We start from the raw sequence: 22,351 nt of genomic DNA, 5'->3' as shown, positions 1-22,351 counted from the left end.
CCCGAATGTGAGACGTGATGAACCCGGACCCGACCCCGTCGACACCCGCCTCGGCCTCCGGCTCGCCGAGCTACGGGGCGAACGCGGCTGGTCCCTGGGCGAGTTGGCCGAGCGCAGCGGAGTCAGCAGGTCCACCCTCTCCCGTGCCGAGCGGGCCGAGACCAGTCCCACCGCCGCGCTGCTGAACCGGCTGTGCGGGGTGTACGGGCGGACCATGTCCCAGTTGCTCAGCGAGGTCGAGGCCGAGGCGGAGCCCCCGCCGCTGGTGCGGGGCGCCGAGCAGCCGGTGTGGGAGGACCGGGCCTCCGGGTTCGAACGGCGGTCCGTGTCGCCGCCGCACCCCGGGCTGCGCGGCGAACTCGTCGAGGGACGGCTCGCCGCCGGTGCCGACATCGCCTACGACCGGCCGCCCGTGCCCGGCCTGGAGCAGCACATCTGGGTCCTGGAAGGGGCGCTCGACGTCACCGCGCAGGACGCCGAGCACCATCTCGGCGCCGGGGACTGTCTGCGGCTGCGGGTGTGGGGCCCGACGCGGTTCCGGTGTGCGGGCCCCGACGCGGCGCGGTACGTGCTGGCGGTGGTCCTGCCGTGACCGTCACCCGCCTGGACCAGGCCCAACTGTCGGCCTCCGTGGATGAGTTGGCCGGCCTCCTGGTGGACACCGTGGACGGTGGGGCCTCCATCGGGTTCCTCGCGCCGATGGACCACGCGGCGGCCGTCTCCTGGTGGAAGGAGCGCGCGACCGCGGTGGCCGCGGGACACCTGGCGGTGTGGGCGGCGCACGACGGTCACCGCGTCGTCGGCACCGTCAGCCTCGCCTTCCCCGACAAACCCAACTCCTGCCACCGCGCGGAGCTGGTCAAGCTGATGGTGCACCGGGATACGCGCGGTCAGGGCCTCGGGCGGCGGCTCCTCGACACCGCGGAGAAGGCCGCCCGCGCGGCCAAAATCACCCTGCTCCACCTCGACACCGAGACCGACAGCCCCGCCGAGCGTCTCTACGGCTCGGCCGGCTGGACCCGGGCCGGTGTCATCCCCGACTACGCGGCCGATCCCGCCGGCGTGCTGCGGCCGACGACCCTGTACTACAAGCGGCTCGAGCCGACCACTTGACCAGGTGATTGTCAGTGCCGGCCGCTACGGTGCCTGTCATGCCGGACGCCGAAGACGTACGCCGTATCGCCCTGTCCCTGCCGGACACGACGGAGAAGATCGCCTGGAGCATGCCCACGTTCCGGGTCGCGGGCAAGATGTTCGCCACGCTGCCCGAGGACGAGACGTCCATCGCCGTGCGCTGCCCGAAGGAGGAGCGCGACGAGCTGGTGCTCGCCGAGCCGGGGAAGTTCTGGATCGCCGACCACGAGGCACAGTTCGCGTGGGTGCGCGCCCGTCTCGCCGCGATCGAGGACGAGGGCGAACTGCGGGACATCCTCGCCGACTCCTGGCGGCAGGCGGCGCCGGCCGGGCTGCTCGACGCGTATCCCGAGCTGGGGCTGCCCGATCCGCCCAGGGGGTGAGGAGCGGGAAAGGGGTGCGCGATCACCGACGCGAGTGCGGTATGGTTTCTTTGCACGTTCGGCCAGGGGAAACCCCAGGTCAGACGGGCACCGGGACGTGGCGCAGCTTGGTAGCGCACTTGACTGGGGGTCAAGGGGTCGCAGGTTCAAATCCTGTCGTCCCGACTGGAGACAGTTGCAGGTCAGGGCCGGTTTCGGAGGTATCCGAAACCGGCCCTTGATCATTTTTGAGGATCAGGTGGGGCCCGGCGTGACCTTGTGTACGTCGAGGTGCATCGGAGCATGCCGAATACGGTGTCTTGGTCGTTTGAGTGGCAGGGTGGCCACCGGACCCTGGCCTCGACCTCCGAAGTGGTCGGCCCCGCGCAGGGAACCGGGATGATCGGCCGATCGTCCTAGTGGTCGTGCCTCGTGCTCTCACCCCTGGAATCGGCCCGTACACGGTGCCTGGCATGGGTGACGACGTCACGCGTGCGGCTTTTGACCGGAAGCCGGCGCGCCTTGGCGAACGTTCCACTCACGAGGCGGCGGCGAAGCGGCGACTGTGACCGAGGGATGCGCCCTGCCCCGTGCGCAGGCACCGGGTCGGCGGAAACCTCCAGGCGTCTCTACAATCCTGGCGACCACATCGGGGGAAAGTCGGTATGGAAACGATCATTGTGCAACCGCCCGGTCCGTCACGGCCGAGTGAAGTCGATGTCGGCGGCCCCGAGTTGCTGCACATGGGACCGGGGGACGTGGCCGACTTCGGGCGCGGGATGCCCGGCGGCCGGACAGTCTCCATCGTCCTGCCCGACCCTGGAATCTCCCGGCGGGCGGGACGGCTGGAGGCGGCCGAGGACTACTGGCGGCTGTCGAACTTCAGCCGTGACACCGCGTATGTGGTCGAGAACCTGGAGGGGGCCGGCGAATACATCACCGTCGCGCCAGGTCGGCTCGGAGCGCCGGTACCCTTCGAGTTCTCCAGAGTCGTCCTGCCCGCGCTGGGCGGGACCGTCGACTTCAAGGTGTTCGCACCGCAGCACGCCTATCTGGACGAGCAGTCTCCGCCAGGCGGCGGGGAGTTGACCGTGCATCCCTACGCGCTCGATACGACGGCGAAGTACTTCCTGGTGCTGGTGGCCCTGTGCGAGCCGCGGCTGCGCGACCCCTCGGACGACGTACTGCCGGGCGCCGGGGACATCGCGGAGCGACTTCGCCCGCTGGAGAGCTGTCGTGGTCTGACCCGCTCCGCGGTGAACTACCACATCGACTACCTGTCCTTCGCCAAGCTGCGCCTGGACCTCGGCGACGAGCCCGGAGCCGACGGCAACGGCCGCACCGGCGTCAAGCGCGCTCGACTGGCCTCCCTGGCCCTGCGCTTCGGCCTGGTGCGCGAGGAACACCTCGCCCTGTTGCCGTCCCGCAGACGGCCCGTCCCGCAGGAGAGCGGCGCATGACCTCCTCAGGCGCCGAGCAGGGCGCTCTCGAAATGCCGCGTCTGCCGGCGGGTTTCCGCATCGAGGGCTGGCAGTTGGACGCCGTCATCGGGTCGGGCGGCTGGGGGACCGTGTACGAGGCCCGCGCGGTCGCCGACGGCACGGTCGTGGCGGTGAAGGTGCTGCCGACCGGCGCCTTGGCACCCGGTCAGCGTGCCGCACTCGGCGAACTCGTCGCGCGCGAGGTGCGTTTCAGTGCCGAGGCGGACCACCCGCACCTCGTACGGACACACGCGGTGTGCACCGTGGACGCGCCGGACCTGCCCGCGCTGGACGGGGCCATCGCGCTCGTCATGGACCGGGCCGAGGCCAGTCTGCGCCAGGTGCTGGATGCTGCCGCGGCAGGCCGCCCGATCCCGGACGCCGCGCGGGTCCTGCGCGGCGTCGCCGCCGGACTTGCCCATATGCACGGCGCCGGCTGGGTCCACGGCGACCTCAAACCTGCCAACGTGTTGCTGGGCGCGGACGGAGCGGTCTGGCTCGCCGACTTCGGCCTGGCCACCGAACTGGAGGGCACCCACGCCTATGTGCCGCCGCTAGGCACGCTCGACCATGTGCCGCCCGAGTGGTGGTCCCAGCGCACCGGGGCGGACGGGACGATGGTGCGGCCGACCGCCGACATCTGGGCTTTCGGCGTCCTGGCCCACCAGGTGCTCACCGGTGGCCTCCACCCGTTCCCGGGCGCCACCGCCCGGGCTCGCTCGCTCGCCGCGCAGGCCTACGCCCGCGGCACCGCGCCACTGCGTCTGGATGCGGGACTCGACGAGAACTGGCGCCGGCTCATCGGGGACTGTCTGGCGCCCGATCATGCGGGCCGCCTGCGCCACACCGCCGCGAGCCTGTCCGCCCGGGTCGAGCAACTGGCGAGCCCGCGTGGCCGGCGTCGCCTGCTGCCGGCCGCCGCCATGGCGCTGGCCGCGGCGGCGGCTGCCGCCATCGCCGGGCCCGCGCTGCTCGGGGGTGGTGGAGGCGGGGAAGACGACGGTGAAGACCAAGGGCGGCGTGCACCGGCCGTCACCGTCACGCACAGCCCGGCCGACGGGGAGATCCCGGAGGACTCCGACGTACCCGAGGCACTGCGACCGGTCATGGTGAAGGCAGCCCACCGCTGCACCGACGCGGAGGTCACGCCCGCGTTTCTCGCCGCCATGGTCAAGGCGGAGAGCGGTTTCGACGTGAACGCGGCCCGCCCGGCGAGCGAGGAGTACGGCATCGCCATGTGGACGCCGTCGGTGTTCCGGGCCTGGGCGGTCGACGGCGACGGCGACGGGGACAAGGACTACCGGTCGCCGCCGGACGCGATCTCCACGATGTCGCTGTACGTGTGCTGGCTGGACCAGCAGTTCAAGAAGGCCGACATGCCCGCCAAGGACCTTCCCGCGCTGATGGCGGCCGGCTACCGCACGAGTGACCGCACGGTCATCACAGAGGGCGGCGTCCCCGAACGGGTGAAGCCCCACGTCGAGAAAGTGCTCCGCTACCTCGCCGACTACGAGGGGTGAGGTGGCGGAGCTGTCGTCCAGGGCCGCTCAGCAGTCCTTGACGTCCGGCATCTTGTTGTCGGGCGAGTTGATGTAGATGTTGGAGATCCAGCCGTTGTACTGGGGGAGGTACGCCCACCATTCGTTGGTGTAAGGCGGTACGTTCACCACCTCGCCCCTGGCCTGGCAGCCCACCAACACCTCGACGCCTGCGGGGAGTTGGGTGATCGGTGAGTTGCCGGTGCCGGTGCCGGGGCGGACGTTCACATGGTCGCTCCACGTGCCGTACCACCATCCCGCGGGCCGCGCGGCTCCGGGGACGTTCAGGGAGCGGGTCAGCCGTCCGATGTCCGTGTACGCCTTCCCGTACGAGGTGCCGACGGGATGCAGTGTGAACACGGCCACGATGGATCGGTCACCGGCGCCCACGGTGCCCGTGCTGTGCAGCGCGGGCCGCGTCAGATCCAGGTCCGCGGCCGGACTCCCCGCACGCGCCACTGCCGCGGTCGCGGTGCGCTTCTGGCCGCAGGTGCCTTTCTCGTACGAGGATCCCGACCAGCCCTGCTTCACCGCCCACGGCCTGTCGAACGCCCCGGCGATGCCGAAGTGCTGGTCGAAGCCGTCCGAGGCACAGCGGGTGGACTGGCGCAGGTTGCCCATCATGAAGTCGCGCACGGGGCCGGGCGCCGAGTCCAGGAGGTAGCGGTAGATCGTCACCGTGTCGCGGGCGGAGAGTGCGGTGTAGCCCCAGTAGCCCTCGTACCCGATGGGCGGCGGTGCCGTGTCCTTGAGGGCGAGGCGGTCGACCATGCGGGTGATGATCGCCGTACCGCCGTGGTCCGACCAGTAGGCGCTGGCCGCGTCGTCGTCGCTGCTGCGCAACATCGGCTCCAGCCACGCCCGGTCGGCGGCCGGCACGGTGTAGTCGGGGCCCCGGTTCCACAGGTAGTCCAGGGCCAGCAGCAGCTTGACGACCGAGGCGGACCGGAAGCGGGTGCTCGTGTTGAGCTGCTCGGTGAAGGTACCGGTCTGCCGGTCGAAGACGGCGACCCCGGCGCTGACGCCGGCGGGTACCTCGGCGGACGCGGCGGCGGGACGGGCCGGCTGTCCGGCCGGGGCGTCGGCAGCGGCGGAGCCGGCCGCGCCGCCGATCAGCAGCAGCGCAGCGGTGGCAGCGAGAAGTCGGCGCCTCACTGGTAGTGCTCCCTGAGGTTGAGGGAGTTGATCGGCCCGAGGTCGACGTACCAGCCCTCCTGCGGAGGGATGGACTCATGGCAGTCCGTGTTGACGGACTTGCACAGCTCGACGAGGGCGCCGTCGTACTGGTTGTTGAAGACCCAGTGGTTGCCGTACTGGTTGTAGATGGGGTGGAAGCCGTAGGAGTAGAAGATGTGGCTCGGGTGCGGGCTGGTGGCCGGCGTCACGTTCTCCGGGTAGATGCAGACGGCGCCGTAGGGGCAGCCGTCCCATGTGCCGCCGTCGGCCTGGGCCTGGGCGGCTCCGGTGAGAACGGCGGCGGCGGTGAAAGCGAGCGCGGCGGCGCCGCGCAGGATTCTGCGCATGGTCATGCCTTTCGGGTGAATGCCGGGTAGCGGGAACGGCGGGCGGGCTCTACCACCAGTTGGAGCAGCGGACCGCGCCGTCCGACTTCAGCGAGCCGCAGACGCGGAACTGGTACTGCGGGTCGGTGCTGGTGCGGCGGAACGGTGTGGTCAGGCTCTGCCCGGCTGAGCGGACGGTGAAGGGCCCGCACTGCAGCCAGGGGGACACGGCGTTCCGATCGCGGTCCCAGCCGTCGGCACGCCAGTCCATCCAGACGTTGTCGCCGGGCTGGGTCCGGCCGCTGATCTTTCCGAAGGCGATCTGCTGGCCGACGTAGACGCCCTTCTCCAGCGTGATGCGGACGCTGCCGAGGCTGAAGTCGGCGGGCTTGTCGGTGTCGCCCTCGGCGTCGTCGGGGTGGTCGCGGAAGCCATGTGCGCCGCCTTCGCAGTCGGAGGCCAAGGCGTGTGCGGGCTGCGCCGGTTGAGCGACGAGGACGCCGGTGGTGATCGCGGTCAAGGCGGCGGCCGCGGCGAGAGCGGAGCGGAACGGACGCATGGGAGCTGTCTCTTCCTGTCTGTTGGAGGGTGCCCTGCGATACCGCCGGGCCTGGAAGACGACTCGAACCTTAGAAAGCGGAAGGGGACCGGCGGTCCTGACGGATGTCAGGGTGCCGTGGGCCCTGCGGTTGCCCTGACATTTGTCAGGACCTCGGCAGCCGCTCCCTCGCTAGGTTCTGGCCACGTCGCTGTTTCGGGTCAGCACCTCTACTTCCAAGGCCTGTTCGGCCGTCCCAAGGGGGAATCACTCATGATCCATTCCGTGAGAGCCGCGGCCGCGGCCACGGCGTCCACCGTCATCGCCGCCGCCGGCCTCGTCTTCGGTACGGCGGGCGCTGCCCACGCGACCGGTCACGGCGAGGGCTACTACGGCGTCTGGGCCTCCGGCGTCAATGTCCGTGCCGGTGGCGGGGAACAGTGCTACCTGTATCCGTCGGCCACCAACTGTCCGGACGTGCAGACCACAGTGAGCAGCCCGGCCCGGGTGTGGGTGTACTGCCAGCAGGAGGGGGCTCAGAGCGTCGGCGACAACCCCTACTGGGTCTGGGTGCTCACCGCGAGTGGTCACCGCGGCTACATGGCCAGTTACTACACCGACAACGCCACCAACTGGATCGACGGTGTCGAGCGCTGCTGACGCGGCCTCGCAGACACGACCACGTGGAGAGCACCTCTTTCCGGGCCGGTGCGCGCATCGGCCCGGGCAAGTCGTCAATCGCGTCGTAGGCCCGCCGGTCTGCCCCGCTGGTCCCGCAAGCCCGGGTTCGCAGCGAGTACTTCGTAAGCCGGGGCGGCAAGGCGGATGTCCACGCCGGCGCATCCGACCCGTTCCCGCCGCAGCCCAGGTGCGCGTGAAAGGACACAGCATGGCCGACCAAATGGTCATCGAGGCACAGAAATTCATCAACTCCTACAACGTCGCCGGAATCCCGAAGGTCGAGGAGAACGGCCGCACCGGCTGGGCCGTCATGTTCGCGCTGACCCGGGCGCTCCAGTACGAGCTGGGCATCACCTCCCTGTCCGACAGCTTCGGCCCGACGACGCTCGCCACCCTCCAGGCCCGCCACCCCGTCATCAATGCGGGCACCCGGCACGAGAAGGTCCTCAAGATCGTGCAGTCCGCGCTGTACTGCAAGGGCTACGACGGCGGCGGCATCGACGGTACCTACAACGACTCCGTAGCGGCGTCGGTCCGCGAGCTGAAGCAGAACATGGGCGTCGACGGCGCCTTTGCGGACGGGGTACCGCCGAAGGTGTTCAAGGCGCTGCTCACCATGGACGCCTATGTCGTCACCGAGGGCGGGAGCGAGCCGACCCGCGCGGTACAGCAGTGGATGAACGGCCGCTATGTCGGCCGCCGAAACTTCTTCATCGTGCCGTGCGACGGTCACTTCTCACGGGACGTGCAGAAGGCATTGATGCTTGCGATCCAGTACGAGATCGGCATGAGCGACGACGTCGCGAACGGGGTCTTCGGCCCTGGTACCCAGCAGGGCATCAGGAACAACCCCCTCTCGGAGGGCTCCTCGGGGACCTGGGTGAGTCTCTTCACCGCCGCCATGATCTTCAACAAGCGCGATGGCGTGTTGTTCAGCAGCGCCTTCAACGCCGACCTGGCAACACGCGTGCGCAGCTTCCAGAATTTCGCGAAGCTCCCGGTCACCGGCCGAGGAGACTTCCAGACCTGGGCCTCGCTGCTGGTGTCCACCGGTGACGCCACCCGCAAGGGGACCGCGGCCGACTGTGTCACCGAGGTCACCGACGCGCGGGCGGCGGCGCTCAGGGACGCGGGGTACCAGATCGTGGGGCGCTACCTGTCCAACGTCCCGGGCACCTCACTCGACAAGAAGATCAAGCTCGGTGAGCTGAGCCGGATGGCGGCCTACGGTCTGAGCTGCTTCCCGATCTACCAGACCTGGGGCGGGGAGGCGGCCTACTTCCGCCGCGCGCAGGGAATCGCCGACGCCTTCGCGGCCATCGAGCGGGCCAAGTACTACGGCTTCAAACCCGGCACTCGTATCTACTTCGCCGTCGACTTCGACGCGCTCGACTACGAGGTGACCGACAACATCCTGCCGCATTTCCGGGGCATCCGGGACATCATGAACGAGCACGGCCAGGGGTACCTGACCGGCATCTACGGACCCCGGAACGTCTGCAGCCGGGTCGCCGCCGCGGGCTACACCTCGGCGAGTTTCGTCTGCGACATGTCCACGGGCTTCTCCGGGAACCTCGGCTATCCGCTGCCCGACGACTGGGCCTTCGACCAGGTCTCCACGGTCTCGGTGGGAGCGGGCAGCGGTCTCATCGAGATCGACAACGACATCGTGTCGGGCCGTGACGCCGGCCAGAACACCTATGGCACCGAGCAGGTCACCGGAATCCTGGACGTCAATATGGACATGTCCATGCGGGGCGCCCTGCTCGCGGACGTCCAGTCGTATCTCCTCAACAGCATGGGCGTGCCGGAGACGGGCGGAAACCAGGGCGCCCAGGTGCTCACATACCGGTCGACCACCGAGGCGTTCGACCTGATGATGAGCTTCGACGGGCTGGTGACCCAGCTCGCGCGCACCTTCAGAATGCGCAAGGCCATCATCCAGGCCCCGCTCCTCTGGGAGATACGGATGTACAACAGCCTGGACGTCGTCGGCGACGAGGCGGTCATCGACCACTACGACGGGACAGGGCTGAGCACGAAGACCGACTCCAGCACCGGTCTCGCGCAGATCTTCGCGGCCACCGCCATCCGCGGCCGCAACCACTGCATCCTGGCCGGCCTGATCGGCGGCAGCCTCATGCTCCCCTCCGACGAGAACGACCTGTGGAACGTCTGGCAGCAACTGCACAACGACCACGACTACAACATCCGGACCGTACCGACGGTCCTGATCGAGGGTGCCAACGACGTCGGCGTTCCCCGGCCGTCCATGTTCACGGGCGAGGAGGACACCCGCCGCACACTGGCCCGCTACAACGGCAATGACAGCGAAGGGCGGGCTGACGCCTACGGCACCGCGATGCTCGGCCTCCACCGGGTGTTCGAGAAGTACAACGCGCCCCTGCGCGGCCTGTGACGTCCGATCGCACCCATCGCACCCATCGCAGTCCACACTCTCAGACAGGACGAACGTGACCATCTCATCCCCACACCCGCCGCGCCGCCGCGTACTGCGCACCGGCCTCGGCCTGACCGCGGCGGCCGGCCTCGCCACTCTCGCGGTCCCCTCCCCGGCGTCCGCGTCCACGCGAACGGCCGCGGACGGCTCGCCCGCGCACCACACCAGCGCCAACGGCTGGCCGACGGAATCGCAGGCCGACACCTCGGGAGCCATCTGGACCCGTCAGGTGCCGGGCAGTTCGGTCTCCGTGGCCCTGCGCATCGGCGAGGCCGCCACCGTGCTCGTACACGTCATCCGCCGCTACCACTACGAGATCGACACACTCGTTGACGGGGAGGTGATCGGCTTCCGCCCCGCGGACGGCACGCTGAAGGGCCGCGCGACCAACCACGCCTCGGGGACCGCGGTCGCGATACGCCCGACCTGGTACCCGGACGGCGCCAAGGGCGGTCTCTTCCCCCACCAACTGGCCACGGTCCGCGACATCCTCAGGGAATGCCAGGACGTGGTGGCCTGGGGTGGAGACTTCCGCCGCCCGAACGAGTCCCACTTCCAGATCGACGTAGCCCCCTCGGACGCGCGCCTGAAGCGGCTCGCGGCCAGGATCCGAGGCTGGGAGGACATGCCCGGCCAGGGGGCGGGGACGCTCTCCCTGGGCGCCTGACAGTCGATGTCGGGGACCGCACGGTGTGCGCGATGGCGCACGACGGAGCGTCCGCTTTACGGTCGGCCGTACTCGCCCATCGCGTCGATGAGCCAGCGGGCCAGATAGTCGGCGAACGAGGACCGCGGAAGCAGGCGGTACGTCGGAGCGTCGTCGAGCTGCCAGAGCAGCACCGCGATCGGGCCCACCGTGGTCGACACCGCGTGGCCGGGGCCGAAGACGCGGGGGTGCAGGTCCAGTGGGCAGCCCTTCTCCAACACCTCCCGGGCGGACGGGCCGCTCAGTTCCAGTACGGTGCGGTTCGCCGAGACGTCCACGGCCGAGCCGGGGTCGCCGTCGAGGGCCCGCCGTACCTGGGCGCTCACGGCGCCCGCGTCGGCCCGGGACAGCACGAGCCACTCGTCGGGGCCGAGCCACATGATCGTATGGAGGCCCGAGGCAGTCGTGTTGCCGCACCGGCGGGGGAGCGGCGCCCCGAGAGTCCTGCCGATCCGGCCGGCCGCCGCGGACGCGGGGTCGACCCGCACGTTCACCATCGTGAGGAACGGCACCTCGCTCAGCGTGACGCCCCGGGCACCGGTGACGGCGGCGGCGCGCATCCGCTCCTGAAGGTGGGACAGGGGGCTGGTGCGCAGGGCCACCGGTCCCGCCATGATCGGTTCAGCCATCTCGCCGGGTCCCTTCGGGGTCGTAGAGCACGAAGTCGGTCACCTCGACCGGCACCAGCGCCTCGCCCACCGGAGCGAGCAGGGTCTGGCCCTTCCTCGCCTGTCCGTCGGCGACGAGGGCGAGGGCGAACGGACGGCCCAGCGCCGGACTGTGGTAGCTCGAGGTGACATGGCCGAGCATCGGCACGGGCACCGTCTCCAGATCGACGTCCGGTGCGACGAGCTGGGTGCCCTCGGGCAGCCGGGTCGTGCGGTCGGCCGGGAGCAGGCCGACCAGTTGCTTGCGGTCGGTGCGGGCGGTGTCGGCGCGGGCGAAGGACCGCTTGCCGATGAAGTCCTTCTGCTTGGAGACCACCCAGCTCATGCCCGCGTCCTGCGGGGTGACCGTGCCGTCGGTGTCCTGGCCGACGATGATGTAGCCCTTCTCGGCCCGCAGGACGTGCATCGCCTCGGTGCCGTACGGGGTGATGCCGTACGGCCGGCCGGCCGCGTCCACCTCCTCCCAGACCGCGAGTCCGTACCAGGCGGAGACGTTGATCTCGTAGGCGAGTTCGCCGGAGAAGGAGATCCGGCAGATCCGGGCCGGAACGCCGGAGGCCAGGGTCGTCTCGTGGAAGGCCATGAACGGGAAGGCCTCGTTCGACAGATCGACGTCCGGGGCGAGTCGGGCGACGACCTCGCGCGACTGCGGACCGACGACGGCGATCGTCGCCCACTGCTCGGTCACCGACGTGCAGTGCACGTCGAGCTCGGGCCACTCGGTCTGCAGCCACTCCTCCAGCCAGTCCAGGACGTTCGCGGCGCCGCCGGTCGTGGTGGTCATGAAGTAGCGGTTGTCGTCGAGGCGCAGGGTCACGCCGTCGTCGAAGATCATGCCGTCGGGCTTGCACATCACGCCGTAGCGACCCGTGCCGGGCTTGAGCTTCTTGAAGGCGTTCGTGTAGATCCGGTTGAGGAACTCGCCCGCGTCCGCGCCCCAGATCTCGATCTTGCCGAGGGTGGAGGCGTCCATGAACGCCACCCCTTCCCGGGCCGCCCGGCACTCGCGCGCCACGGCCGCGTCCATGTCCTCACCGGCCTGCGGGTAGTACCGGGGGCGCTTCCACTGACCCACGTCCTCGAACTCGGCGCCGTGCGCCACGTGCCAGCTGTGGATCGACGTGGTCCGCTCCGGGTCGAACAGCTCGCCGCGCTCACGCCCGGCCAGCGCGGCGAAGGCGATCGGCGTGTACGGCGCCCGGTAGGCCGTGGTGCCGATCTCGCCCAGCGAACCGCCCAGGGCCTCGGCGATCACCCCGATCGCGTTGACGCCGGACGTCTTGCCCTGGTCGTTCGCCGTGCCGAGCGAGGTGTACCGCTTGACGTGCTCGACCCCGCGCATACCGGCGCCGGTGGAGCGCCAGACGTCGGCGACCGTGACATCGCGCTGGAGATCGACGAAGTGGCTGTCCCAGGTGCCGGGTTCGCCCCCGGGGGAGGGCACCAGCCACAGGGCGCGTGTCGGGGCGGGTGCGCGCCGCGCGGGCTCGGCCGGTACGGGCACCGGGAACCCCGCCGCTGTCGCCGCCAGCGCTCCGGCCCGTGCCCCCTCGGTCAGACAGCCCGCCAGGTCGTACGTCCCCCGGGCCGCCCCCACCACCTGCTGATCCCGCACGTCCCCGTCCGGCACGAACGCGGCGAGCCCGGAGTCCCAGCGCAGCTTGCCCTGACGCTGGCTGTGCAGATGCACCACCGGACTCCAGCCGCCCGACACGGCGAGCAGATCGCAGGCGAACGACTCGGGCTCACCGGTGAGTCGGCCCTCGCTGTCGAGGGCCTGCACAGTGACGCCGGTGAGCCTGTGCTCGCCCGCCGTGTCGACCACCGCGCTTCCCGTCAGCACCCGGACCCCGGTGGCCGCGGCCACCTCCGCTGCCCGGTCGGACAGTTCGGAGCGCGCGTCCACGACGACGGCAACGGGGATTCCGGCCGCACACAGGTCGGCGACCGTGTCGTAGGCGCTGTCGTTGGTCGTGCTCACCACGGCCCGTGAACCCGGGGCCACGGCATACCGGTTGAGGTAGGCGCGTACGGCCCCGGCGAGCATCACGCCGGGCCGGTCGTTGCCCGCGAAGACCAGCGGGCGCTCGTGCGCTCCCGTCGCCAGGACCACCTGCCCGGCCCGGATGTGCCACAGCCGCTGCCGCGAGACGCCCTCGGGGGCGGCCGCGCCGAGGTGATCGGTGCGCCGCTCCAGCGCCAGCACGTAGTTGTCGTCGTACGAACCGAAAGCTGTCGTCCGATGCAGTACGACGGCCTCCGGGGCGGCGTCGAGCGTCGCGCGCAGCTCGTCGGTCCCTTCCCCGTCACCGGGCTCGGGCCGCTCGTCGACGAGGATCACGCGGGCGCCGGAGGCGGCGGCAGCGGCAGCCGCCGCGAGGCCCGCGGGGCCGGCGCCGACGACCAGCACGTCGGTGTGGACGTACTTCTTGTCGTAGACGGCGGGATCCGGAGTGGGGTCGAGGCGGCCCATCCCGGAGAGCGTGGTGGCGGACAGGCCGTCGTAGAGCTCGACGGTCGTGGCCGGGAGCATGCCCTCCGAGTGCGAGCCGCCCAGCTGTACCAGGGCGTTGGGCTCCTCGACGCCCGCGGCGACGATGCCGCGCGGGCGGCCGCGGTAGAGCGAGGGGGCGACCTCGACGAGGCCGTTCGCCAGCATCGCGGAGGCGAGGGTGTCGCCGGGGTGACCGGTCAACTCCTGTCCGTCGACGGTGAATCGCAGCAATGTGCCGCGGTCGACTCGGCCGCCTCGCGGCAGCCGGAAGCGCTGGTCGGTCATCGGTTCCCTCCGGGGCGTGGCTCGTCGGGCCGGTACGAGGTCAGCACCTCGTGGGTGGCGGTGTCGCGCAGGACGTTGAACCAGCGGCGGCAGCCGATGCTGTGCATCCACCGTTCCGCGAAGGGGCCCTTGGGGTTGTCGCGGTAAAAGACGTACTCGGCCCACTGCTCGTCGGTGAGGTCCGCGGGGGAGACGGGGTGGGGGACATGGGCCTGTCCGCCGTAGTGGTACTCGGTCTCGTTGCGCGGGCCGCACCAGGGGCAGGTGATCAGCAGCACGGTGTCCTCCTCAATGCCTCAGTGGGCCACGGCTGCTGCGCCGTGTTCGTCGATCAGCGCGCCGGTCGTGAAGCGGTCGAGGGCGAACGGGGCGTTCAGCGGATGCGGTTCGCCCGTGGCGATGGTGTGCGCGAAGGTCCAGCCGGCCGCCGGAGTGGCCTTGAAACCGCCGGTGCCCCAGCCGCAGTTCACGTAGAGGTTCTCCAGCGGAGTGCGGCCGATGATCGGTGAGGCGTCCGGGGTGACGTCGACGATGCCGCCCCAGGTGCGCAGCACATGCGCCCTCGCGAAGACCGGGAACAGCTCGACGGCGGCCGCCATCTGCTGCTCGATCACATGGAACGAGCCGCGCTGGCCGTACCCGTTGTACGAGTCGACGCCCGCGCCCATCACCAGCTCGCCCTTGTGGGCCTGGGAGACGTAGACGTGCACGTGGTTCGACATGACGACGGTCGGATGCACGGGCTCGTGCAGTTCGGAGACCAGGGCCTGGAGCGGGTGGGACTGCACCGGCAGCCGGATGCCCGCCCGCTCGGCCAGCACGCTGCTGTGTCCGGCGGCCGCGAGACCGACCCGGCCGGCGTGGATGCGGCCGCGATTGGTGTCGACGCCCACCACCCGGTCGCCGTCCTTGAGGAAGCCGGTGACCTCGCAGCCCTGGATCAGGTCCACGCCCAGTTCGTCGGCGCGGCGGGCCAGCGCCCAGGCGACATGGTCGTGCTTGGCGATGCCGGCCCGGGGCTGGAAGGTGGCGCCGAGCACCGGATACCGGGTGCGGGACGAGACGTTGAGGATCGGGCAGACCTTGGCGACCTCCTCCGGCTCCAGCCACTCGGCGTCGACCCCGTTGAGGCGGTTGGCACCCACGCGGCGCATGCCCTCGCGGACGTCCTGCAGGGTGTGCGCGAGGTTGAGGACACCGCGCTGGCTGAACAGGAAGTCGTAGTCCAGCTCCTCCGGGAGTTGTTCCCACAGTTTCAACGCGTGCTCGTAGATCGCCGCGCTCTCGTCCCACAGGTAGTTGGAGCGGATGATCGTGGTGTTGCGGGCCATGTTGCCGCCCGCGAGCCAGCCCTTCTCCAGGACGGCCACATTGGTGATGCCGTGGTTCTTGGCGAGGTAGTAGGCGGTGGCGAGGCCGTGGCCGCCCGCGCCGACGATCACGACGTCGTACGACGAGCGCGGCTCGGGGTTGCGCCAGAGGAAGTCCGGGTGTTCCGGCAGCGGTTCGGCGGTCATGCCGGGCCTCCGTCGAGGTGGGGATAGAGCGGGAAGGCGGCGGCGAGCTTCTCGACCCGGGCGCGCAGTTCGTCCTCGGACCGCTCGCCCTTCAGGGTCTCGGCGATGATGTCGGCGACCTCGCGGAACTCCGTCTCACCGAAGCCACGGGTGGCCAGGGCGGGCGTACCGATCCGCAGGCCGGACGACACCATCGGCGGGCGCGGGTCGAACGGGACCGCGTTGCGGTTGACGGTGATGCCGACGCGGTGCAGCAGGTCCTCGGCCTGCTTCCCGTCCAGCTCGGACTTCCTCAAGTCGACGAGGACCAGATGGACTTCGGTGCCGCCGGTCAGGACGGTGATGCCGGCCTCGGCCACGTCGTCGGCCAGCAGTCGTCCGGCGAGGATCTTCGCTCCCCGAAGCGTGCGCCGCTGGCGCTCCTTGAACTCCTCGCCCGCCGCCACCTTGAACGCCACGGCCTTCGCCGCGATCACATGCTCCAGCGGGCCGCCCTGCTGGCCGGGGAAGACCGCCGAGTTGATCTTCTTGGCGAGGCCGGCGCGGCTGAGGATGACACCGCCGCGCGGCCCGCCGAGGGTCTTGTGGGTGGTGGTCGTGACGACATCGGCGTACGGCACCGGGCTCGGGTGCAGGCCCGCGGCGACCAGACCGGCGAAGTGCGCCATGTCCACCAGCAGATAGGCGCCCACCGCGTCGGCGATCCGGCGGAACTCGGCGAAGTCCAGCTGCCGTGGGTAGGCCGACCAGCCCGCGACGATCATCTTCGGCCGGTGGGCGAGGGCGAGCTGTTCGACCTCGTCCATGTCGACGCGCAGGTCGGACTCGCGCACGTGGTACGGCACGACGTCGTACAGCTTGCCCGAGAAGTTGAGGCGCATGCCGTGGGTCAGGTGCCCGCCGTGCGCCAGGTCGAGGCCGAGGATCGTGTCACCGGGATCGAGCAGGGCGGACATCGCGGCCGCGTTGGCCTGGGCGCCCGAGTGCGGCTGGACGTTCGCGGCCTCGGCGCCGAAGAGCTCCTTCACCCTGGTGATGGCCAACTGCTCGATGACATCCACGTGTTCGCAGCCGCCGTAGTAGCGGCGCCCCGGGTAGCCCTCGGCGTACTTGTTCGTCAGGACCGAGCCCTGGGCCTCCATCACGGCGGCCGGGGCGAAGTTCTCGGAGGCGATCATCTCGAGGGTGGACTGCTGGCGGTGCAGCTCGGCGGCCACCGCGTCGGCGACGTCCGGGTCGATTTCGCTGAGGGGGAGGGAGAGCGGCGAGGTGGGCGTGGTGAGCGACGTACTCGTTGCCATCTGTGCACCGTCCTGAGAGCCAGCTAATGAGCAACTGATATATCAGCCTGTGCGGTAAGGTATGGGAGCTCGCCGCACAGGTCAAGGGGGCATCCATGCAGCAGGTCGCGACCGAGATCGAGGAGCTGTCGCTCGCCGAGCGCGCGTACCGCGCCATCCGGGACCGGCTGGTCATGCTGGAGATCCGGCCCGGAGCGCCGATCAACGAGGAGCAGCTGGGGCAGTCCCTCGGCGTCGGACGCACACCGGTGCGCGAGGCCCTCAAGCGGCTCCAGTACGAGCGGCTGATCACCACCTACCCCCGGCGCGGCACCTTCGCCACCGAGGTCAACATCACCGACCTCGCCCACATCTCCGAGGTGCGCCAGGAACTGGAACCCCTGGCCGCGGCGCAGGCCGCCCGCCGCGCCACGGCCACCGACCGGGCGAACCTGACGGCCCTACGGCGGGAACTCGACACCGCGGGGGCTCCCGGGCGGGACTCCGCCGAGCTCATGCACCTGGACCTCCAGGTCCACCGCGCCATCTACACGGCCACGCACAACCCGTACCTGGAGGACACCCTCGTCCGCCACGACAACCTCGCCACCCGCATCTGGTGCCTGTTCGTGGACCGGCTCGCTGACATGGCCGGCCATGTCGAGGAGCACGGACCGCTGATCGAGGCGATCGTCGCCGGGGACCCCGACACGGCGGCGCGGCTCGCCCGCAGTCACGTTACGGGCTTCGAACAGGCGATCCGCGAGGCGATCTGAGGGCGGCGGGTCTTTGCAAGGGGGCTCTGCGGGGTTGATCAGACGCGCTACGCCAAGGGGAACCAACTACTCACCTGACGGCGCGGGCAGGGTGACCCCGAGCGCCACCGGGGTGCCGAAGTTCGGAGTGCCGTCGGCGTTCCAGGTGAACTTCTGGGCCCTGGTGGTGCGGTTCATGTCGCAGCCGCCGCTCGCGGAGCTGTTGGCGTGGTAGACGATCCAGTCCTCGGTGCCGTCGGGCGACTTGAAGAAACCGTTGTGGCCGGGGCCGTACACGCCGTTGGCGTTGGACCGCTGGAAGACCGGGTTCGGCGACTTGACCCACGAGGAGGAGCTGAGCGGATCACCGCCGTTGTAGGTGAGCATTCCCAGCTTGTAGTCGGGCGTCGAGCAGTGGCTGGCCGAGTAGACGATGAACGTCTTCCCGCCCCGCTGGAGGACCTCGGCGCCTTCGTTGACCGCGCCGCCCGCCGTCTCCCAGCTGTAGGTGGGCGTGGACAGCACGCGCCGGGTGCCGCTCGCGGTCCAGGGGTTGGACAGCGGCCGGATGAACATGGGCTGTGAACCGTTGTAGAAGGTGCCCAACAGGTAGAGCTGCCCGTTGAGTTGGAGGATGCCCGGGTCCAGTTCCCAGGTGTTGTCCTGGGTGGGGTCGAGCAGGTCGGCCTTGAAGGTGTAGGGGCCCATGGGGTCCAGTCCCGCGCTCTCCAGTACATGGATGCGCTGGGTGCCGAGGTCGTACGGCTCGCGCCCGGCCGTGTAGTAGAAGTACCAGCGCTTCCCGTTGGGGCCGTCGAGCAGGTGGAACTCCGGAGCCCACATGGTGCCCGCACCGTTGGGCCGGGTCAGGTTGAAGATCACCTGGTCGGAGGCGGTGGCGAGTCCCGCGAGGGTGCTCGCCCTGCGCATGGTGACCGTCGAGTTCCAGGTCGTGGTGGCGAGGTAGTAGGAACCGTCGTAGTACGTCAGCCAGGGGTCGGGCCCGTGCTGGGAGAGCGGGTTGGTGAAGGTGCCCGGGCCGGTGCCGCCGCCGGTGAAGGCGGGCAGTCGCCACACTCGGCCGTTGCTTGTGGCGCACGGCAGTTGGACCAGGCTGGTGTTGGATGCCGACGAACCACCGCTCGGCGCGACGCACTTGCCGGAACTCACGGACACCAGGTTGAAGGTCTTGTCGGTGCCCGCGACCGTCACCGGGACGAGCCGCCACTGCTGGTTCGTCGCGCCGTGGCAGGGCCACTGGATGATCGCCGCGTTGTCCGCCGTGGAGGCGCCGCTGACGTCGACGCACTGACCGGAGCGGGTGGTGATCGTGTACGTGTCGCTCGTACCGGAGACGGGCGTGTAGACGAGGTTCTGGTCGGCGCCCGAAGAGCAGGTGAACGCCCGGAGTTGAGCCCCTGCGGTCGTCGAACCCCCGGGCAGATCCAGGCAGTTGCCGCCGCTCTGGTTCACCGCCGTCGAGGTGAAGGTCGCGGCGGCGGACGCGGACGGTGCGACGAGCAGGGCCGTTGCCAGAACGATCAGGGCCAGGAGGATTCTCGGTCTGGTCACGGGCCGTACACCTTCGCTTCGAGGAGGCCGACGGAGTTCGTGCCGTTGCTCGTGAGCAGCACCCGCAGCCGGGTGGTGCTGGTGGCGGAGAAAGTGACGCTGTTGTACTGGTTCTTGGCCAGCGGATAGCCGCTCGCCCCGGGCACGTCGACGTACGCGCTGCCGTTCCAGTACTGGAGTTTCCAGGAGGCGGGCATGTCGATGCCCTGGTCGTCGTCGAAGAAGTACACGTCGGCCTTGTTCAGGGTCTTCGCCGACGGCCAGGTCAGTTCGGCCCACTGCTGGCCCGTCTCCGGCCAGGTGCCCCAGCGCGGGTTGACGGTGTCGTTGGACGAGGGCGGATCGATGCCGTCGTTGACCGCCGCGACGCTCTCCCAGGAAGAGGTGTACGACGCCGAAGCCGTCGCCGATGCCGCCTGGTTGGCCGGCGGCTGGGCCCCGCCCCGGTTGAACACCTTGACCTCGGTCAGGCCCGTCCTGGCGCCGGACGCGTTGGTGGCCAGGATGCGGACGCGCTGGGCGCTGATCGCCGGGAACCTCACCAGGTTGTAGTTGGCGCGCGGTGCCGCGGGACTCTTCGTCTGGCTCGGGGCGTCCACCCACGAACTGCCGTTGTGGTACTGGACGGTGTACGCCGAAGGTGCCCGGTAGGTCGTACTCGCCGGGCGGCTGTCCTTGAAGTACAGGCGCACCTCGTTGAGCGTGCGGGCGGTGCCGAAGTTCAGCTCGTACCAGTCCTGGGCGGCCGATCCGCCGGCGCCCCAGAACGGTTCGTTGGTGGGGTAGCCGTCGACCGCTCCGCCCACCGTGCTGCCGGAACCGGTGGAGGAGGCGGACACGGTCGCCCCGGCGGCGAGGTTCGTCAGGTCGGCGGTGAGGTCGACGCCGGCCTTGGCGAGCATGTCGACCATGCGCGGGCTGTCCTGCACGACCTGGTTCGGCGCCTTGAGCCCGGCGACGGCCGTGTGGTGCGTGACCGTGCCGCTCGTGGTGACGGCACCGGTGGCCGGATCCCAGGTGAAGGGCACCAGCGAGCCGACCGTGGCGACCCGGTTGCCGTTGACGTAGATCGAGTAGCCCTCCGGGATGCCCGGGTAGCGGACCACACCGTCGGCCGGGTCGTCCCAGACGATCGACAGGTCGGCGCCCCGGTAGCGGAGGTTGTTGACCGTGAAGTGGTCCCAGCCGATGTCGATGGGGGAGAGCTCCACCTTGGCGTCGTTGCGCGGCCGCAGCCCCGCCACGTCCTCGATCACGGTCCAGTTGCTGCTGCCGAGGATGTTGTGGTGGATCCAGGAACGGTAGTCGATGCCGCTGCCGTTCCAGTCCGCCCAGAACTCGTTGGCGTCCGGCCACCGGGTGTCGCCGCCGACGTACTGGGCCCAGGCGTTCCAGTAGAGGAGTTTCTTGTAGTCGGCCGCCTTCATCCAGGAGTTGGGATAGTTGCGCAGCACCGAGGAGTAGAGCCGGAACTGGACGGTGGAGTTGATCGTCGAGAAGTTGTTGGAGCCGGGCTCACCCGCGTCGGCGGCCGCCTTCTTGTCGACCTGGTTGGCCGTGTAGAACGGGAAGACCGGGTACTGGGCGGGGTCGTCATAGAGGCGCAACGCCTGCTTGTACGTGGCCGTGTCGGGGACCGCCCCGACCGAGAACGGGTAGTAGTTGTTGATCTCCTTCCAGGGCACCCACTCGTTGGTCGACTTCAACCGGTGCTCGAACAGCTGCCTGTTGGGGTTCCAGAGCACGTTGACGATGGCGTCCTTGATCTGGTTCGCCAGCGTGCGCATCTCCGTCGCCTTGGCCGTGTTGCCGGTCGCCTCGTAGGCCTGTGCGGCGGCGAGAGCCCCGCTGTACTGGTAGGCGGACTCGGCGCGGTCCATGTTCCCGGGCTTCCAGTGGAAGGAGACCGCGTCGGCGTCGTTGCCGGTCAGGGCGCCCCAGTCGTACTCGATCAGCTTGTTGTTGTCGTGGTCGTAGTGGGCGAGCTGTCCCTTCACGTCGCCCTCGGCGTAATGGGCGAGCTGTCCCGCGATCGCCGGCTGGCCGCCGTGGATCTGGTAGCTCTTCCAGGCCGCCTCCGCGATGTACTGGGTGTAGCTGTTCGACCAGTTCTCGGGGTCGCCCGGGTTGTCGAGGAAGCGCCCGCCCTTGGAGACTTGGCCGACGCTGAGCCAGTCCCCGTACGAATACGCCGGGTTGCGCAGGTACTTGAGGTCGTCGATGTGCATCGGCTGGGTCAGCGCGATCGCGTTGTTGTAGCCGAGGACGCCCTCGGTGGAGGTCGGGAACTGGAAGGTCTGCCCGGGGATGTCGGCGTCGAGGTTGTTGAAGCGCATCAGCCACCAGCGGTAGTAGATGTTCTTCTTGATCGCCGGCTCGGGTACGTCGATGTAGGGCACGTTCTGCGCCCACCACAGGTTGTAGGCCCGGACGTGGGTCGCGAAGGCGGTCGCGTTGGAGTAGCCCGCGTAGGCCTGGTACTCGCTGAGCGACTCGGGGATCTCGTCGGTGACGAAGCCCATGACCACCTTGGCGGTCGCCGTGGCCCCGGCCGCGATGGTCACCGACCGGTTGAGGCCGCCCCCGGACGCGGTGAAACCGTCGCCGGTGAGCCGGGGCCGGAGGGTGGTGAGGTTGTTGTAGGCGTTGACCTGGCCGGTCAGCTCGCTGCCGGTGCCCGTGGTGGCGTACGGCGAGGTCGCCCGCAGTTGCAGGGTGGTCGAGCTGCTGCCGTTGTTCCTGATCGACAGGTTGGTCACGGCGACGTTGTTGTCGGTGATGAACTTGGTCTGCTCGACCGAGACCGAGCCGCTGGTGTGGACGCTCTTCCAGTGGCTGGGCGTCTGACGGCGCTGGGAGACCTGCTCGGTGAAGGTGCCCGGGGTGATCGCCACCGTGTAGGCGCTGTTGTCGTTGATGCTCTCCCAGTAGGCGACCTTGCCGGCGAACCCGAGCCGGGCGGGGTCGTGCTCCTTCATGAAGAGGGCCCGTCCGCGGCTCATCAGCCAGGGTCCGGCCGGGTCGTCGCCGGTGCGGGCCAGCAGCCGGTCCATCCAGAAGTCGGTGCCCGAGCTCTCCGCGTCGTAGATGGCCCGCATCATGTCGCCGGTGGTCTGGGCGACGGGCGGAGCGGGGATCGCGGGCCCTGTGAACGTGGGGAACCCGATGGTCTGCGCGGCGCGGGCGGGGGCCGCGAGGGAGACGGAGCACAGGAGGAGCGCCAGGATCACCAGGAGGCGCTGGGGGACGGTCCCGGTTCGCCTTCGCGGCGCAGTTCGTCTTCGCATCGGATGCTCCCCTTTGCTGAAACGACCTAAAAGGTTTTCGCAACGTAGGAGCGAGCTGATGGAGTGTCAAGAGAGGTCGCCGATGACCGA

19 protein-coding genes and 1 tRNA gene are annotated in these 22,351 nt (G+C 69.8%); 10 read left to right on the top strand and 10 right to left on the bottom strand.

Annotated features, from left to right (window positions below; all coding sequences use genetic code 11):
- Positions 1–7: 7 nt before the first annotated feature.
- The 6 genes from ACGFWE_RS04885 (at position 8) to ACGFWE_RS04860 (ending at position 4,497) form a co-directional block, all read left to right on the top strand.
- Complete coding sequence (locus tag ACGFWE_RS04885; RefSeq protein WP_393597899.1) at positions 8–592, top strand: helix-turn-helix domain-containing protein; 585 nt, start codon at positions 8–10, stop codon at positions 590–592.
- Complete coding sequence (locus ACGFWE_RS04880) at positions 589–1,113, top strand: GNAT family N-acetyltransferase (protein ID WP_393597897.1); 525 nt, start codon at positions 589–591, stop codon at positions 1,111–1,113. Before ACGFWE_RS04885 ends, ACGFWE_RS04880 begins: the two co-directional genes overlap by 4 nt.
- A gap of 38 nt (positions 1,114–1,151) precedes the next feature.
- Positions 1,152–1,517, top strand: coding sequence for an MmcQ/YjbR family DNA-binding protein (locus ACGFWE_RS04875; protein ID WP_352380660.1), 366 nt, complete (start codon positions 1,152–1,154; stop codon positions 1,515–1,517).
- A 91-nt stretch (positions 1,518–1,608) separates the two neighbouring features.
- A tRNA-Pro gene (locus ACGFWE_RS04870) sits at positions 1,609–1,682 on the top strand.
- Positions 1,683–2,161: 479 nt separating this feature from the next.
- The gene (locus ACGFWE_RS04865) at positions 2,162–2,956 is read left to right on the top strand and encodes a serine/threonine protein kinase (protein ID WP_352380658.1); all 795 of its coding nucleotides are present in this window, start codon (positions 2,162–2,164) and stop codon (positions 2,954–2,956) included.
- On the top strand, positions 2,953–4,497 hold the full coding sequence (locus ACGFWE_RS04860; RefSeq protein WP_393597894.1) for a serine/threonine-protein kinase: 1,545 nt from the start codon (positions 2,953–2,955) through the stop codon (positions 4,495–4,497). The genes ACGFWE_RS04865 and ACGFWE_RS04860 overlap by 4 nt, the downstream gene beginning before the upstream one ends.
- Before the next feature lie 27 nt (positions 4,498–4,524).
- Here ACGFWE_RS04860 and ACGFWE_RS04855 read toward each other — a convergent pair whose 3' ends face one another.
- Genes ACGFWE_RS04855 through ACGFWE_RS04845 form a run of 3 tightly spaced genes read right to left on the bottom strand, consistent with a single transcriptional unit; the run spans position 4,525 to position 6,576 of the window.
- Positions 4,525–5,670: a hypothetical protein gene (locus ACGFWE_RS04855; protein ID WP_393597892.1), complete on the bottom strand. Its 1,146-nt coding sequence runs from the start codon at positions 5,668–5,670 to the stop codon at positions 4,525–4,527.
- Positions 5,667–6,044, bottom strand: a complete 378-nt coding sequence (locus ACGFWE_RS04850) for a hypothetical protein (protein ID WP_393597890.1) — start codon at positions 6,042–6,044, stop codon at positions 5,667–5,669. The genes ACGFWE_RS04855 and ACGFWE_RS04850 overlap by 4 nt, the downstream gene beginning before the upstream one ends.
- 43 nt (positions 6,045–6,087) lie before the next feature.
- Positions 6,088–6,576 carry a hypothetical protein gene (locus ACGFWE_RS04845; RefSeq protein WP_352380651.1) on the bottom strand — a complete coding sequence of 163 codons (489 nt, stop codon included), beginning with the start codon at positions 6,574–6,576 and terminating at the stop codon, positions 6,088–6,090.
- A 252-nt stretch (positions 6,577–6,828) separates the two neighbouring features.
- Between ACGFWE_RS04845 and ACGFWE_RS04840 the strand changes: the two genes are divergently transcribed.
- The 3 genes from ACGFWE_RS04840 (at position 6,829) to ACGFWE_RS04830 (ending at position 10,364) form a co-directional block, all read left to right on the top strand.
- The gene (locus ACGFWE_RS04840) at positions 6,829–7,215 is read left to right on the top strand and encodes a hypothetical protein (RefSeq protein ID WP_352380650.1); all 387 of its coding nucleotides are present in this window, start codon (positions 6,829–6,831) and stop codon (positions 7,213–7,215) included.
- Positions 7,216–7,444: 229 nt separating this feature from the next.
- The gene (locus ACGFWE_RS04835; protein ID WP_352380648.1) at positions 7,445–9,655 is read left to right on the top strand and encodes a glycoside hydrolase domain-containing protein; all 2,211 of its coding nucleotides are present in this window, start codon (positions 7,445–7,447) and stop codon (positions 9,653–9,655) included.
- A gap of 55 nt (positions 9,656–9,710) precedes the next feature.
- Entirely contained in the window at positions 9,711–10,364 is a 654-nt protein-coding gene (locus tag ACGFWE_RS04830) for a hypothetical protein (protein ID WP_352380647.1), read from the top strand.
- A gap of 56 nt (positions 10,365–10,420) precedes the next feature.
- Here the strand turns inward: ACGFWE_RS04830 and ACGFWE_RS04825 are convergent, their stop codons facing one another.
- Genes ACGFWE_RS04825 through glyA form a run of 5 tightly spaced genes read right to left on the bottom strand, consistent with a single transcriptional unit; the run spans position 10,421 to position 16,668 of the window.
- Complete coding sequence (locus tag ACGFWE_RS04825; RefSeq protein ID WP_393597887.1) at positions 10,421–11,032, bottom strand: sarcosine oxidase subunit gamma; 612 nt, start codon at positions 11,030–11,032, stop codon at positions 10,421–10,423.
- Complete coding sequence (locus ACGFWE_RS04820; protein WP_393597885.1) at positions 11,025–13,850, bottom strand: sarcosine oxidase subunit alpha family protein; 2,826 nt, start codon at positions 13,848–13,850, stop codon at positions 11,025–11,027. The genes ACGFWE_RS04825 and ACGFWE_RS04820 overlap by 8 nt, the downstream gene beginning before the upstream one ends.
- Entirely contained in the window at positions 13,847–14,128 is a 282-nt protein-coding gene (locus ACGFWE_RS04815) for a sarcosine oxidase subunit delta (RefSeq protein ID WP_393597883.1), read from the bottom strand. Before ACGFWE_RS04815 ends, ACGFWE_RS04820 begins: the two co-directional genes overlap by 4 nt.
- Positions 14,129–14,146: 18 nt before the next feature.
- The gene (locus ACGFWE_RS04810) at positions 14,147–15,367 is read right to left on the bottom strand and encodes a sarcosine oxidase subunit beta family protein (RefSeq protein ID WP_393597881.1); all 1,221 of its coding nucleotides are present in this window, start codon (positions 15,365–15,367) and stop codon (positions 14,147–14,149) included.
- Positions 15,364–16,668, bottom strand: coding sequence for a serine hydroxymethyltransferase (gene glyA / locus ACGFWE_RS04805; protein ID WP_393597879.1), 1,305 nt, complete (start codon positions 16,666–16,668; stop codon positions 15,364–15,366). The genes ACGFWE_RS04810 and glyA overlap by 4 nt, the downstream gene beginning before the upstream one ends.
- Before the next feature lie 95 nt (positions 16,669–16,763).
- Here glyA and ACGFWE_RS04800 point away from each other — a divergent pair, with 95 nt between their 5' ends.
- A complete protein-coding gene (locus tag ACGFWE_RS04800) occupies positions 16,764–17,423 on the top strand; it encodes a GntR family transcriptional regulator (RefSeq protein WP_352380636.1) in 660 nt (219 codons plus the stop codon).
- 66 nt (positions 17,424–17,489) lie between these two features.
- On the opposite strand, the gene ACGFWE_RS04795 is transcribed toward ACGFWE_RS04800, so the two are convergent.
- Both ACGFWE_RS04795 and ACGFWE_RS04790 read right to left on the bottom strand, forming a co-directional pair.
- Positions 17,490–18,974 (bottom strand): family 43 glycosylhydrolase, encoded by a 1,485-nt coding sequence (locus ACGFWE_RS04795; RefSeq protein ID WP_393597877.1) that lies wholly within the window; start codon positions 18,972–18,974, stop codon positions 17,490–17,492.
- Positions 18,971–22,261 carry a discoidin domain-containing protein gene (locus tag ACGFWE_RS04790; protein ID WP_393597875.1) on the bottom strand — a complete coding sequence of 1,097 codons (3,291 nt, stop codon included), beginning with the start codon at positions 22,259–22,261 and terminating at the stop codon, positions 18,971–18,973. The genes ACGFWE_RS04795 and ACGFWE_RS04790 overlap by 4 nt, the downstream gene beginning before the upstream one ends.
- Between the last annotated feature and the right edge of the window lie 90 nt (positions 22,262–22,351).

Source organism: Streptomyces sp. NPDC048523, from assembly GCF_043199815.1.
Classification (GTDB): domain Bacteria; phylum Actinomycetota; class Actinomycetes; order Streptomycetales; family Streptomycetaceae; genus Streptomyces.
The sequence above is the reverse complement of the archived record's forward strand: the minus strand, read 5'-3'. Positions and strand labels throughout refer to the sequence as shown.

Bases quoted from the DNA above. Each gene is read 5' to 3' on its own strand.
- ACGFWE_RS04845 (WP_352380651.1), bottom strand. From the start codon at position 6,576: ATGCGTCCGTTCCGCTCCGCTCTCGCCGCGGCCGCCGCCTTGACCGCG.
- ACGFWE_RS04835 (WP_352380648.1), top strand. From the start codon at position 7,445: ATGGCCGACCAAATGGTCATCGAGGCACAGAAATTCATCAACTCCTAC.
- ACGFWE_RS04860 (WP_393597894.1), top strand. From the start codon at position 2,953: ATGACCTCCTCAGGCGCCGAGCAGGGCGCTCTCGAAATGCCGCGTCTG.
- ACGFWE_RS04875 (WP_352380660.1), top strand. From the start codon at position 1,152: ATGCCGGACGCCGAAGACGTACGCCGTATCGCCCTGTCCCTGCCGGAC.
- ACGFWE_RS04850 (WP_393597890.1), bottom strand. From the start codon at position 6,044: ATGACCATGCGCAGAATCCTGCGCGGCGCCGCCGCGCTCGCTTTCACC.
- ACGFWE_RS04865 (WP_352380658.1), top strand. From the start codon at position 2,162: ATGGAAACGATCATTGTGCAACCGCCCGGTCCGTCACGGCCGAGTGAA.
- ACGFWE_RS04810 (WP_393597881.1), bottom strand. From the start codon at position 15,367: ATGACCGCCGAACCGCTGCCGGAACACCCGGACTTCCTCTGGCGCAAC.
- ACGFWE_RS04790 (WP_393597875.1), bottom strand. From the start codon at position 22,261: ATGCGAAGACGAACTGCGCCGCGAAGGCGAACCGGGACCGTCCCCCAG.
- ACGFWE_RS04840 (WP_352380650.1), top strand. From the start codon at position 6,829: ATGATCCATTCCGTGAGAGCCGCGGCCGCGGCCACGGCGTCCACCGTC.
- ACGFWE_RS04800 (WP_352380636.1), top strand. From the start codon at position 16,764: ATGCAGCAGGTCGCGACCGAGATCGAGGAGCTGTCGCTCGCCGAGCGC.
- glyA (WP_393597879.1), bottom strand. From the start codon at position 16,668: ATGGCAACGAGTACGTCGCTCACCACGCCCACCTCGCCGCTCTCCCTC.
- ACGFWE_RS04820 (WP_393597885.1), bottom strand. From the start codon at position 13,850: ATGACCGACCAGCGCTTCCGGCTGCCGCGAGGCGGCCGAGTCGACCGC.
- ACGFWE_RS04825 (WP_393597887.1), bottom strand. From the start codon at position 11,032: ATGGCTGAACCGATCATGGCGGGACCGGTGGCCCTGCGCACCAGCCCC.